Source organism: Streptomyces sp. NBC_01217, from assembly GCF_035994185.1.
Classification (GTDB): Bacteria; Actinomycetota; Actinomycetes; order Streptomycetales; family Streptomycetaceae; genus Streptomyces.
The window spans coordinates 1,858,174-1,870,585 of record NZ_CP108538.1 but is presented as its reverse complement, the minus strand read 5'-3'; the positions used below and the strand labels follow the sequence as shown (position 1 = coordinate 1,870,585).

General features: G+C 71.1%; 14 protein-coding genes. 6 read left to right on the top strand and 8 right to left on the bottom strand.

The annotated features are described in order from the left end of the window. Positions 1-3: 3 nt before the first annotated feature. Positions 4-1,026 (bottom strand): phosphotransferase family protein, encoded by a 1,023-nt coding sequence (locus OG507_RS08120; RefSeq protein ID WP_327366466.1) that lies wholly within the window; start codon positions 1,024-1,026, stop codon positions 4-6. Positions 1,027-1,213: 187 nt separating this feature from the next. Between OG507_RS08120 and OG507_RS08115 the strand changes: the two genes are divergently transcribed. After that, positions 1,214-2,503, top strand: coding sequence for a glucarate dehydratase family protein (locus OG507_RS08115; RefSeq protein ID WP_327366465.1), 1,290 nt, complete (start codon positions 1,214-1,216; stop codon positions 2,501-2,503). A gap of 68 nt (positions 2,504-2,571) precedes the next feature. Then, positions 2,572-3,516, top strand: coding sequence for an NADP-dependent oxidoreductase (locus tag OG507_RS08110; protein WP_327366464.1), 945 nt, complete (start codon positions 2,572-2,574; stop codon positions 3,514-3,516). A 32-nt stretch (positions 3,517-3,548) separates the two neighbouring features. Here the strand turns inward: OG507_RS08110 and OG507_RS08105 are convergent, their stop codons facing one another. Genes OG507_RS08105 through OG507_RS08090 form a run of 4 tightly spaced genes read right to left on the bottom strand, consistent with a single transcriptional unit; the run spans position 3,549 to position 5,785 of the window. After that, positions 3,549-3,881, bottom strand: a complete 333-nt coding sequence (locus tag OG507_RS08105; protein ID WP_327366463.1) for a DUF202 domain-containing protein — start codon at positions 3,879-3,881, stop codon at positions 3,549-3,551. Continuing rightward, on the bottom strand, positions 3,878-4,273 hold the full coding sequence (locus OG507_RS08100) for a YidH family protein (RefSeq protein WP_327366462.1): 396 nt from the start codon (positions 4,271-4,273) through the stop codon (positions 3,878-3,880). Before OG507_RS08100 ends, OG507_RS08105 begins: the two co-directional genes overlap by 4 nt. Positions 4,274-4,325: 52 nt before the next feature. Beyond that, on the bottom strand, positions 4,326-4,847 hold the full coding sequence (locus tag OG507_RS08095; RefSeq protein ID WP_327366461.1) for an NUDIX domain-containing protein: 522 nt from the start codon (positions 4,845-4,847) through the stop codon (positions 4,326-4,328). Between the two features lie 44 nt (positions 4,848-4,891). Further along, on the bottom strand, positions 4,892-5,785 hold the full coding sequence (locus tag OG507_RS08090) for a DMT family transporter (protein ID WP_327366460.1): 894 nt from the start codon (positions 5,783-5,785) through the stop codon (positions 4,892-4,894). Between the two features lie 205 nt (positions 5,786-5,990). Here OG507_RS08090 and OG507_RS08085 point away from each other — a divergent pair, with 205 nt between their 5' ends. Then, positions 5,991-7,646, top strand: a complete 1,656-nt coding sequence (locus OG507_RS08085) for an FAD-binding dehydrogenase (RefSeq protein WP_327366459.1) — start codon at positions 5,991-5,993, stop codon at positions 7,644-7,646. 22 nt (positions 7,647-7,668) lie between these two features. Here the strand turns inward: OG507_RS08085 and OG507_RS08080 are convergent, their stop codons facing one another. Further along, positions 7,669-8,118, bottom strand: a complete 450-nt coding sequence (locus OG507_RS08080) for an ASCH domain-containing protein (protein WP_327366458.1) — start codon at positions 8,116-8,118, stop codon at positions 7,669-7,671. Positions 8,119-8,334: 216 nt separating this feature from the next. Here OG507_RS08080 and OG507_RS08075 point away from each other — a divergent pair, with 216 nt between their 5' ends. Both OG507_RS08075 and OG507_RS08070 read left to right on the top strand, forming a co-directional pair. Next, complete coding sequence (locus tag OG507_RS08075; RefSeq protein ID WP_327371898.1) at positions 8,335-9,000, top strand: molybdopterin-dependent oxidoreductase; 666 nt, start codon at positions 8,335-8,337, stop codon at positions 8,998-9,000. Beyond that, positions 8,942-9,628, top strand: coding sequence for a cytochrome b/b6 domain-containing protein (locus OG507_RS08070; protein ID WP_327366457.1), 687 nt, complete (start codon positions 8,942-8,944; stop codon positions 9,626-9,628). Before OG507_RS08075 ends, OG507_RS08070 begins: the two co-directional genes overlap by 59 nt. Here the strand turns inward: OG507_RS08070 and OG507_RS08065 are convergent. Beyond that, positions 9,617-11,014 carry a GntT/GntP/DsdX family permease gene (locus tag OG507_RS08065; RefSeq protein WP_327366456.1) on the bottom strand — a complete coding sequence of 466 codons (1,398 nt, stop codon included), beginning with the start codon at positions 11,012-11,014 and terminating at the stop codon, positions 9,617-9,619. The two genes, OG507_RS08070 and OG507_RS08065, sit on opposite strands and share 12 nt — an antisense overlap. Positions 11,015-11,025: 11 nt before the next feature. Next, the gene (locus tag OG507_RS08060) at positions 11,026-11,535 is read right to left on the bottom strand and encodes a gluconokinase (protein ID WP_327366455.1); all 510 of its coding nucleotides are present in this window, start codon (positions 11,533-11,535) and stop codon (positions 11,026-11,028) included. Positions 11,536-11,679: 144 nt separating this feature from the next. Here OG507_RS08060 and OG507_RS08055 point away from each other — a divergent pair, with 144 nt between their 5' ends. Then, positions 11,680-12,381, top strand: coding sequence for a FadR/GntR family transcriptional regulator (locus OG507_RS08055; protein WP_327366454.1), 702 nt, complete (start codon positions 11,680-11,682; stop codon positions 12,379-12,381). Positions 12,382-12,412: the final 31 nt, after the last annotated feature.

The following is a 12,412-nucleotide window of genomic DNA, read 5'->3' as shown; positions in this document are numbered from 1 at the left end:
TGATCAGCCTTCCTGGAGGGTGGTGAGGCCGTGCTCGATGAAGACGGGGACGAGATCGCCGATGCGGTCGAAGCCGGCGCCGACGGTCTGGCCGAGGGTGTAGCGGTAGTGGATGCCCTCCAGGATCACGGCGAGCTTGAACCACGCGAACGCCGTGTACCAGGAGATGGCGGAGGTGTCCCGGCCGGAGCGAGCGGCGTAGCGCTCGATCAGTTCGGCGGGGGTGGGGTGGCCGGCCGCGCCGCTGGTGGTGGAGACCGGGGACCTGGGGAGGCCGAGGTCGGAGCTGTACATCACCAGCAGGCCGAGGTCGGTGAGCGGGTCGCCGAGCGTCGACATCTCCCAGTCGAGGACGGCCCTGATCTCGTCGTCCGAGCCGATCAGGACGTTGTCCAGGCGGTAGTCGCCGTGTACGACGGTGGGCGCGGGGGAGACGGGCAGCGCGCGGCCGAGCGCGGCATGCAGTTCGTCGATGCCGGGCAGCTCGCGGTTGCGGGAGGCGTCCAGCTGCTTGCCCCAGCGGCGCAGCTGCCGGTCGAGGAAGCCATCGGGGCGCCCGAAGTCGCCGAGCCCGACGGACCCGGGGTCCACGGCGTGCAGTTCGACGAGGGTGTCGACGAGACCGAGGACGGCCTCCCGGGTGCGCTCGGCGCCCAGCGGGGCGAGCTGTTCGGCGGTGCGGTACGGGGTGCCCTCGACGTACTCCATGACGTAGAAGGGCGAACCGATCACCGAGTCGTCCTCGCAGAGCAGCAACGGTTCGGGCACCGGGACGGCCGTCGGGTGCAGGGCGCTGATCACCCGGTGCTCGCGCTTCATGTCGTGCGCGGTGGCCAGCACATGACCCAGCGGGGGCCTGCGGACGACCCAGCGGCCGGTGCCGTCCGTGACGACGTACGTCAGATTCGAGCGGCCGCCCTCGATGAGCCGGGCTTCGAGCGGTCCGTTCACCAGGCCCGGCCGCTCGCGGTCGAGATGTCCGCGCAGGCGGTCGAGATCGAGACCTGGCGGGTGGACTGGGCTCATCGTGCGTACCTCCGGGGTGAGAGACGATCGGTGTTCATGATGCCGACCAGTCGGTATGTCGTCCAGTGGGCTCCCGGAATCCGACCGGGATCCGACCGGAATCCGGCGCGCGGGCGCTGTGCGCGGACACCGCGCCGACTTGGCCCGGAGTCTGGCTTTCAGTCGTATCCCTGAATATGGTTCATGTATGGAACCAGAGCTGCTGATCGACGAAGTCCGGCTGACCCCGATCCTGATAGCCGACCCGCCCCTGCTCAACACCCAGGGCGTCCACCAGCCGTACACCCCGCGGCTCATCGTGGAGGTCGTCACGCGCGGGGGAGTGACTGGCATCGGGGAGACGTACGGGGACGGCAAGTACCTCGAACTCGCCCAGCCGCTCGCCACCGCTCTGATCGGACGCCCGGTCAGCGATCTGAACAGCCTGTTCGCGCTGGCCGAGGAGGTGTGCGGTGATTCACGCGCGGCCGACGACCGTGTCGACGCGGGCGGGCTGCGCGGTGTCCAGAGCGCCGAAAAGCTCCGGCTCTCCGTCGTCTCCGGCTTCGAGGTCGCCTGCCTGGACGCGCTGGGCAAGTCGCTCGGCCTGCCCGTGCACGCCCTGCTGGGCGGCAAGGTCCGCGACAGCGTCGAGTACAGCGCGTACCTCTTCTACCGCTGGGCCGCCCACCCCGAGGGCGGCGAGCAGGACGACTGGGGCGCCGCCGTGGACCCGGCCGGGGTCGTCGCCCAGGCCCGGCGCTTCGCCCGCGAGTACGGCTTCTCCTCCTTCAAGCTCAAGGGCGGCGTCTTCGAGCCCGACCAGGAGATCGCCGCGATCCGCGCGCTGGCCCAGGAGTTCCCCGGGCAGCCGCTGCGCCTGGACCCCAACGGCGCATGGTCGGTCGAGACCTCGCTGTACGTCGCCGAGCAGCTCAAGGGCGTGCTCGAATACCTGGAGGACCCGGCGAGCGGCACGGACCTGATGGCCGAGGTCGCCGCCGCCACCGACGTACCGCTCGCCACCAACATGTGTGTGACGACCCTGGCCGAGCTCCCGGAGGCCTTCGCCCGCGGCGCCGTCCAGGTGGTGCTCTCCGACCACCACTACTGGGGCGGACTGCACCGCACCCGCGAACTGGCCGGGATCTGCCGCACCTTCGGCGTCGGACTCTCCATGCACTCCAACACCCACCTCGGCATCAGCCTCGCCGCGATGACCCACGTCGCGGCCACCGTCCCCAACCTCGACTACGCCTGCGACAGCCACTACCCCTGGCAGACCGAGGACGTCATCACCAGCCGCCATGTCTTTCGTGACGGCCGGCTCACCGTCTCCGACGCCCCCGGGCTCGGCGTCGAACTCGACCGCGAACGCCTGGCCGTACTGCACCGGCGCTGGCTCGCCGACGACGGCACGATGCGCGAACGCGACGACGCGGCCGCGATGCGCAAGGCCGAGCCCGGATGGCGGACGCCCGCCATCCCGCGCTGGTGACGGACCCGCTCCCCGCGGCCGCCACGGCCTGAGTTGCGGGGGCCCCGGCCCGCACCGAGGGTCGGTACATGAAGGCGATCAGCTACAGCAGGTACGGCGGGGCCGACGTCCTGGAGTACGGGGAACGGCCCGACCCCAAGGTCGGCCCCGACACCGTCCTGGTGAAGGTGCGGGCCGCGGCGGTCAACCCGGTCGACTGGAAGGCCCGCGAGGGCCATCTCGACGCCGCTCTGGAGGCCGTGTTCCCGGTGATCCCCGGCTGGGACGTGTCCGGCGTCGTGGTGCAGCCCGGTGTCGCCGTCGACGAGTTCACGGTCGGCGACGAGGTCATCGGCTACGTGCGCGAGGACTTCCTGTGCCGCGGTACGTTCGCCGAGTACGTCGCCGCACCCGTGCGCACCCTCGCCCGCAAGCCGCTGAGCCTGAGCTTCGAGGAGGCCGCGGGCCTGCCGCTGGCCGGCCTCACCGCGTACCAGGTCCTCCACCGCACACTGAAGGTCCAGGACGGCGATACCGTCCTCGTCCACGCGGCCGCGGGCGGCGTGGGCTCGATGGCCGTCCAGCTCGCGCGTCACGCGGGCGCCCGCGTCATCGGCACCGCGAGCGAGCCCGGCCACGAATATGTGCGCCGGCTCGGCGCGGAGCCGGTCGCCTACGGGGAAGGCCTCGCCGACCGGCTGCGGGAACTGGTGCCCGACGGGTTCGACGCCGCGTTCGACACCGTCGGCGGAGAGACGCTCCGGATCTCCGCCGACGTCCTGAAGCCCGGGGGCCGGCTGGCCTCCATCGCGGACGGCGAGGTCTTCTCCTACGGCGGCCGCTACGCCTATGTACGCCCGGACGCCACGGACCTCGCCCACCTGGCCGAACTGGCCGAGCAGGGCATCGTCACCATCCATGTGGACCGGGTCTTCCCGCTGGAACAGGCGGCGGACGCCCATCGGCTGAGCGAACAGGGCCGCACCCGCGGAAAGATCGTCGTCACCGTCCCCTGGGACACCCCGGAGGTCTGACGGCCGTCCGCCGCCGGCCTCGGAGCCGGGCCTCAGAACAGCATGGCCGCGGCGAACACCGCCAGCGCGACCGTGCACGCCGCCGCGGTCAGCGCCCCGCGCGCCGACAGCGGCTGCGGCCGCGCGTCCCCCATCCCGAGCACCCGCCGGTGCGCCACCCGAAGGAACCCCAGCCAGGCCAGTGCGCTCAGCGCCACGGCGACGACCGCGGCCGGGCCCGTCCCGGCGTGCAGCGCCTGCCTGACCGCCAGCAGCGCCACCACCGTGCACGACAGCGTCGTACGCCGCCACGCCAGCCTCGTCCGCTCCGGCTGCAGCCCGGGATCGCGCTCACACAGCCCGGGATCGCGCCCGTCGGCCGTCACCGGCCCTCCCAGCCGAAGAGGACCACCACCACCATCGCCACGGCGACGACGGCCACCGCGAGACCGAGCAGCGTCGGGAACCGCGAGACCGGCAGATCCTCCCCGCGCCGCATCGCCCGCTCGCACCGCACCCAGTGATTGATCGCCCGCAGCGCGCACAGCACACCGGCCGCCAGCAGCGCCAGCGCCAGACCCGTGCGGACACCCCACGCCAGCTCCGGCAGGAACTGATCGACCGCGAAACCGCCGCCGATCAGTGCGAGAGCGGTCCGGATCCAGGCGAGGAAGGTGCGCTCGTTGGCGAGCGAGAACCGGTAGTCGGGGGTGTCGCCCTCTTCGCGGATCCGCTGCGGCGCGAACCACAGACGCAGACTCTGTACGAATTCGTTCACGCGTGAACCCTAGAGGGACCGGCTGGATGGACCGGTGACCGGAGCCCGGGACTCAGGAGGGCGCCCCGCCCGCCCGGAAGGTCCGCAGCCGGTGGTACGTCTCCAGGCCGTCCGGCACCCACTCCCAGTCACCGAGCCGCTGCTCCAGCTCCGCATCGGTGAGGAAGGTGTGCCAGGCGATCTCCTCCACCTGCGGGTTCACCGGGAGCTCGCACCGTACCTGGTAGATGTGGCTCCACCAGGAGTGCTCGGCGCTCTCGTAGAGGAACTTGAACAGCGGCTCGGGGCGGGGGAGCCCCGAGACCCCCAGCTCCTCCTCGGCCTCCCGCAGCGCCGCCTCGTCGTAGGACTCACCGGCCCCGACCACCCCGCCGACGAACATGTCGTAGCAGGACGGGAAGACCAGTTTCGTGGGCGTCCTGCGGTGTACGAAGAGCCGCCCCGCGGCATCGCGGGCCTCGATGAAGACGCAGCGATGGCGCAGGCCCCGCGCGGTCGCCTCACCGCGCGGGGCCTGCCCCACGACCACGTCGTTCTCGTCGACGATGTCCAGGATCTCGTCAGAAGGAGTCATGTCCTCATCCAACCTCAGACCACCGGCGCTGATGATCGCCCCGCTCAGTTCGGCTGGAGGCTCTTCTCCCGGCGCCCGCCCACCGGCCCCTCCGGCATCGCCGGATGGAGTCCCAGCAGTACGATCCCGACGACGATCGCCGCGAGACCGGCCGCCTGCCAGGCCAGCGCACCGGTGTCGGTGCGCAGCTGGTCGCCGAGGAAGCCGACCCCGCAGGCGATCCCGGCCAGCGGCTGGGCCGCGGTCAGCGGGGGCAGCGAGACCCGCAGCGGACCCGTCTCGAACGCGCTCTGCACCAGGAGCAGACCCGTCACCCCCAGCACCGCCACCGCGTACGGCTGCCACGACGTCACCAGCGCCGACCACCCGTCGTCGGACAGCCGCTGGCCGGTCACCCGGGTCAGCGCGTCCTGCAAGCCGTACAGCAGCCCGGCGGCCACCGCGAGCAGCGCCGGGGCGGCTCCGGAATCCGAGCGCCTGGCGACCGCGGTGAGCAGCAGGGCCGTGCCCACGACCACGCCGATGACCAGCCAGTGCCGCAGTGGACTGGTCACCGCCTCGCCGCCCTGCGGCTGGCCCGCCAGCAGAAACGCGGCGACCCCGCCGGCCAGCAGCCAGAGCCCGGCCCAGCCCTGGCGGCCGAGCCGCTGTCCGGTGCGATGGCGCGACAGGGCCATCGCGAAGAGCAGATTGGTCGCGAGCAGGGGTTCGACGACGGACACCTCACCCTTGCCCAGGGCCAGGGCGCCCAGCACCATGCCGCAGACCATCAGCCCGATCCCGGCCAGCCAGCTCGGCACCCGCATCAGGTCCAGCAGCAGCCGGGGTGAGAGGTAGTCGCTCCTCGGGGCGTGCGAAGCGGCGGCCTGCTGCAGGACGAAGCCGAATCCCAGGCAGCAGGCGGCACTCACGGCGAGCACGAGGACCAGCACCGACACGCTTCTACCTCAAGTCAGGCCAGAAGTGGGTGATTTGTTTCGACGATAGCGCCTGTGCCGCGCGGCTGCGGCCGGAGTGCCGCCGACCGGGCGGTTGACGCCGCGACGGCCGGTGCAGAGGATCTGACGCACGAGTAACTTCCGGCTTCCCGGCCGGACCGGCACGGTGGCCGTGACCGGATCGCCCCCGACAAGGATGGAACCCATGGCGTACGACGCTGATGTGATCGTTATCGGGGCGGGGCTCGCGGGGCTCGTGGCCACCGCCGAGCTGGTCGACGCGGGCCGTTCGGTGATCCTGCTCGACCAGGAGCCCGAACAGTCGATCGGCGGTCAGGCCCACTGGTCCTTCGGCGGCCTCTTCCTCGTCGACTCGCCCGAGCAGCGCCGGATGCGGATCAAGGACAGCCATGAGCTGGCCCTCCAGGACTGGTTCGGCACGGCGGGCTTCGACCGCAAGGAGGACCACTGGCCGCGGAAGTGGGCCGAGGCGTACGTCGACTTCGCTGCCGGTGAGAAGCGCTCCTGGCTGCACGCCCAGGGGCTGCGGCTCTTCCCCGTCGTCGGCTGGGCGGAGCGCGGCGGCTACGACGCGAACGGCCACGGCAACTCCGTACCCCGCTTCCACATCACCTGGGGCACCGGCCCCGGCGTCGTCGCCCCCTTCGAGCGCCGGGTCCGCGAGGGCGTCGCCAAGGGGCTCGTGCAGCTGAGGTTTCGCCACCGGGTCACCGGCCTCGGCCGCACCGCGGGCACCGTCGACACGGTGACCGGCGAGATCCTGGAGCCGAGCGCCGCTGCCCGCGGCACCGCGAGCAGCCGGGTGACGGCCGGCACCTTCGAGCTGAGGGCCCAGGCGGTGATCGTCACCTCCGGCGGCATCGGCGGCAACCACGACCTCGTACGCAAGCAGTGGCCCGCGCGGCTCGGCACCCCGCCCGCGAAGATGCTCTCCGGCGTCCCGGCCCACGTCGACGGACTCATGCTCGGCATCACCGAGGAGGCGGGCGCCCACCACATCAACCGCGACCGGATGTGGCACTACACCGAGGGCATCGAGAACTGGAACCCGATCTGGGCCAGGCACGGCATCCGCATCCTGCCCGGACCGTCCTCGCTCTGGCTGGACGCCCGCGGCAAGCGGCTGCCGGTCCCGCTCTTCCCGGGCTTCGACACCCTCGGCACCCTCGAACACATCATGAAGTCCGGCCACGACCACACCTGGTTCGTCCTCGACCAGAAGATCATCGGCAAGGAGTTCGCGCTCTCGGGCTCCGAACAGAACCCCGACCTGACCGGAAAGTCCATCCGCGGCGTGATCGGCCGGGCCCGCGCCGACGTACCGGCGCCGGTGAAGGCGTTCATGGACAATGGGGTGGACTTCGTCGTCGAGAAGGACCTTTCCGCGCTCGTCCGCGGTATGAACGCACTCACCGACGAGCCGCTGATCGACGAGGCCGAACTGCGCCGCGAGATCACCGCCCGCGACCGCGAGATCGCCAACCCCTTCACCAAGGACCTCCAGATCACCGCGATCCGCGGCGCCCGCGCCTATCTCGGCGACAAGCTGATCCGTACGGCCGCACCGCACCGCATCCTCGGCCCCAAGGCCGGTCCGCTGATCGCCGTACGGCTCAACATCCTGACCCGCAAGTCGCTCGGCGGACTGGAGACGGACCTGTCGTCCCGGGTGCTCACCGAGGACGGCACACCCCTGGCGGGTGTGTACGCGGCGGGGGAGGCGGCCGGCTTCGGCGGCGGCGGGGTGCACGGCTACCGCTCGCTGGAGGGGACCTTCCTCGGCGGTTGCATCTTCTCCGGCCGCGCGGCGGGCCGGGCGGCGGCGCAGGCCACGTCGTAGGCCCTGGGCGCGGCGGGTCCGGCTACCGCTCCGTCGCCCCGACCACGGGATCCAGAAGCTCGACGACCCGGAACCGCTCGGCGACGACCATGGTGTCGTCGTCGACGGTGAACTCCGGGTCGCCGAGCGCCTCGCGCATCTCCTTGCTGTGCCAGAACCTCTCATGTCCCGCACGCCACTGGGCCACCGATGTGTCGCCCTCGCCCTCGTCGATCGCGTGCTGAAGACCGATGTCGCCCAGGCGCAGCACCCGTACCTCCGTCACCTCCAGCACCGCGATCTCCCGGCCGTCCGAGTCGATCAGCGCGGACCGCTCGCCCACCGGCGGCAGCTCCTCCTTCTCCGCCTCGTACTCCGCGAGCAGCCCGGTCGTCGACACCTTCACACCGGCGAGCACCGCCCTCACCAGCTGATCGCGCAGCGGCCCGGGAAAGGCGAGCAGAAAGGGCTTGAGAGGTTCTCGGTTCGACATGGCGCCAAGTCTGACATGGGCCGCCGCGAGCGGGGCCGGGATGCGGGCCCGGTCGGGGTTCGTCAACTGCGCGCAGAATTAACGGAGTTGACAGCGGGTACGAGTTCGCGCCCGCGGCCCCTGGTGGCCGACGGCCGCAGATGTTCGAATGGTCGGGTGAACAGTCGCCCTCCCGACGCCGAAGGCACACCGCTCGGCCGCCGTGTCGTCCTGGCCATGCTCGGTCTCGGCGCCGCCGGAGTCGTCGCGGCGCCCGTGCTGCAGCGCACGCTGGAATCCGGTCTCGGCACGGTCGCGGGCAAGGACCCCACCGGCCTGACCGGACTGCTCCCCAACGGCGGCGGCTTCCGCTACTACTCCGTCGCCACGTCCGTACCGAAGAAGAGCGCGGCCGACTACCGGCTGAGCGTCGACGGACTGGTCGACCGCCCGGCCTCGTACACCCTGGACGCCCTGCGCGCCCTGCCGCAGACCCGGATGGTCCGCGACGTCCAGTGCGTCACGGGCTGGCGGGTGCCCGAGACCCCCTTCGAGGGGGTGCGGCTCTCGGCGCTGCTGGACGCGGCGGGTGTACGGCCCGGGGCCGGGGCCGTCCGCTTCACCTGCTTCGACGGCACCTACAGCGAGAGCCTCACGCTCGCGCAGGCGCGCCGCGCCGATGTGCTGGTCGCGCTGCGCATGCGCGACCGGCCGCTGGCCCACTCCCACGGCGGCCCTGTCCGGCTCTACGTGGCCCCGATGTACTTCTACAAGTCGGCGAAATGGCTCTCCGGGATCACCGTCACCGACTCCGTGCGCCCCGGCTACTGGGAGGAGCTCGGCTATGACGTCGACGCCTGGGTCGGCCGGTCCAACGGCCGCGACGACGCTCCCACCACCTGACCCCGCGGAGCGTGTGCGGCGCTTCAGCGGCGCGGAGCGCTGGGTGCACCGCACCACGGCGACGCTGATGCTGGTGTGCGTGGCGAGCGCGGCGTGTCTGTACGTGCCCCAGCTCGCCGAGCTCGTCGGCCGCCGCCACCTCGTGGTCACCGTGCACGAGTGGTCCGGAGTGCTGATCCCCGTACCGTTCCTGGCGGGTCTGGGTTCGAGGGCGCTGCGGGCCGACCTGTCCCGGCTCAACCGCTTCGGGCCGCACGACCGGCAGTGGCTGCGCGCCGTGTACCGCCGCGACCACCGGCCCGAGGCTCGTCCGGCCGGGAAGTTCAACGCCGGGCAGAAGCTGTACGCGGCCTGGATCGCGGGCGCGGTGCTGGTGATGGCCGGCACCGGGTCACTGATGTGGTTCACCGGCCTCGCGCCGCTGGTGTGGCGCACGAGCGCGACCTTCGTCCATGACTGGCTGGCACTGGCGATCGGAATCGTGCTGGCCGGGCACATGGCAATGGCGCTCGCCGACCCGGAGGCACGCCGTGGCATGCGCACCGGGTCGGTCGAGCGCCATTGGGCACGGTCACAGCACGGGCTGTGGGGGGAGGACCGTGCGGGCGGCAGCTCGCTAGAGGACTAGCGAGAGCAGCAGGATGAAGGCCAGCGCGACCACGGAGATGATGGTCTCCATCACCGACCAGGTCTTCACCGTCTGGCCGACGTTCATGCCGAAGTACTCCTTCACCAGCCAGAACCCGGCGTCATTGACGTGGCTGAAGAAGAGCGAGCCCGCGCCGACGGCGAGGACCAGCAGGGCGGCGTGGGACGTCGACATGTCGGCGGCCAGCGGGGCGACCAGACCGGCCGCCGAGATGGTGGCCACGGTCGCCGAACCGGTCGCGAGCCGGATCGCGACGGCGATCAGCCAGCCCAGCAGCAGTGCCGGTATCGACCAGTCCTTGGAGAAGTCCAGGATCATCTGGCCCACGCCGGCGTCGATGAGGGTCTGCTTGAAACCGCCGCCCGCACCCACGATCAGCAGCACACCCGCGATCGGGGCGAGGGACTTCTCGACGGTGGTGGAGAGCCGGCCCTTGGTGAAACCGGCCGCCCGGCCCAGCGTGAACATGCCGACCACGACGGCCGCGAGGAGTGCGATCAGCGGCGAGCCGATCACATCGGTGACCCGCTGGACATGGTTCTCCGGGTCGTCCACGACGATGTCGACCAGGGCCTTGACCAGCATCAGCACGACGGGCAGCAGGATCGTCGCCAGGGTGGCGCCGAAGCTGGGACGACGGTCCAGGTCCTCGGAGGGACGCTGCGGGATCATCTTCTCCGGAGCCTTGATGTCCACCCAGCGCGCGGCGTAGCGGGAGAAGACCGGACCGGCGATGATCACGGTCGGGATCGCCACCAGCACGCCCAGCGCGAGCGTGACACCGAGGTTGGCGCCGAGGGCGTCGATCGCGACCAGCGGGCCGGGGTGCGGCGGGATCAGCCCGTGCATCACGGAGAGACCGGCCAGCGCCGGGATGCCGATCCGCATCAGGGAGTAGTTGCCGCGCTTGGCGACGAGCAGCACCACCGGGATCAGCAGCACGATCCCGACCTCGAAGAACAGCGGCAGACCGATGATCGAGGCGATCAGCACCATCGCCCACGGCATGGTCCGGCCGTTCGCCTTCGCGAGGATGGTGTCGACGATCTGGTCCGCGCCGCCGGAGTCGGCGAGCAGCTTGCCCAGAATGGCGCCGAGCGCGATGAGGACACCGACACCCGCGACGGTCGAGCCGAGGCCGGCAGTGAAGCTGGCGATCGTCTTGGCCGGTGCGGCGCCGGCGAACGAACCGAGCGCCAGCGAGCCGATGGTCAGCGCGAGGAACGCGTGCATCTTGAACTTGGTGATGAGCAGAACGATGACGGCGATGCCCGCCAGGACGGCGATGCCCAGCTGCGCGTTGCCTGCCGAAGTGATCGGTTCGACGGCATCCGCTGCCAGCATCTCGACGCTGAGACTGGTCACGGTGGTGATCCTTAGTTATCGAGCCGGCGCAACGCGGCGACGGCTCGTTGGGTGATTTCTTCGGGGGTGCCGGACACATCGACCGAGACTCCGGCCTCGTCCTCCTGCAGCGGCTGCAGGGTGGCGAACTGCGAGTCGAGCAGTGCGGTGGGCATGAAGTGACCCTTGCGCTCCGCCATGCGCTGCTCGATCAGCGCCCGGTCGCCGGTCAGTTGGAGGAAGAGGGCGCCGGGGGCCTCGGCCCGCAGCCGGTCCCGGTAGACCCGCTTGAGCGCCGAACTGCTCACGACGCCGCCGAGCCCCGCCCGGCCGTGTGCCCACTGGCCGATCGCATCCAGCCAGGGCCACCGGTCGGAGTCGTCCAGCGGGGTGCCGGCCGACATCTTGGCGATGTTCGCCGCGGGATGGAAGTCATCGCCCTCGGCGTACGGAACGCCGAGTTCGGCGGCGAGCAGGGGGCCGATCGTGGTCTTGCCGGTCCCTGCGACGCCCATCACCACGATGACGTGGGGGGTGCTCATTGGTGGTGCCTCGCTGTCTTCGTCGACGTCTTCCTCGACATCGGTCCGTCGCGCTACTGAAACGTATACGTACGACTTATTCAAGATGCTGTGACATAAACGTCGTACTTTTTGTTCCCGAGGGGCGCCCCGTAGGCTGTGCCCATGACCACACAGGGCCCTGGGCTGCATACACATGTGCTGGACACCCTGGGTCTGGAGATCGCCGCGGGGGAGCACCGGCCGGGAGAGGTTCTGCGCACCGACGAGGTGGCCCAGCGCTTCGACGTCTCGCGCACGGTCGTACGCGAAGTGGTCCGCGTCCTCGAATCCATGCACCTGGTCGAGTCCCGGCGCCGGGTCGGCGTGACCGTACGGCCGACCGAGGCGTGGAACGTCTACGATCCGCAGGTCATCCGATGGCGGCTGGCCGGCGCCGACCGCCCCCGCCAGCTGCGCTCGCTGACCGTGCTCCGCTCGGCGATCGAACCGGTCGCGGCGGGCCTCGCCGCCCGCAACGCCACCCCCGAGCAGTGCGCGGCCCTCACCGAGTGCGCGCTCGGTATGGTCGCCACCTCGCGCGGCCAGCAGCTGGAGGGCTATCTGGAGCACGACATCGCGTTCCACCGGATCGTGCTCAACGCCTCCGGCAACGAGATGTTCGCCCGGCTCGGCGACGTCGTCGCCGAGGTCCTGGCGGGACGCACCCACCACCAGGTGATGTTCGAGGACCCCGACCCGGCGGCCGTCACCCTCCATGTCCGGCTGGCCGAAGCGGTGCGCGAGGGCGACGCGGCGGCGGCGGAACGCCTGACGAAGGAGATCGCGGTCGGCGCCCTGCACGAACTGGACGTGCTCGCGCCCTGAAGGCCGCCCCGCCCGATCCTCGCCGGTCCGG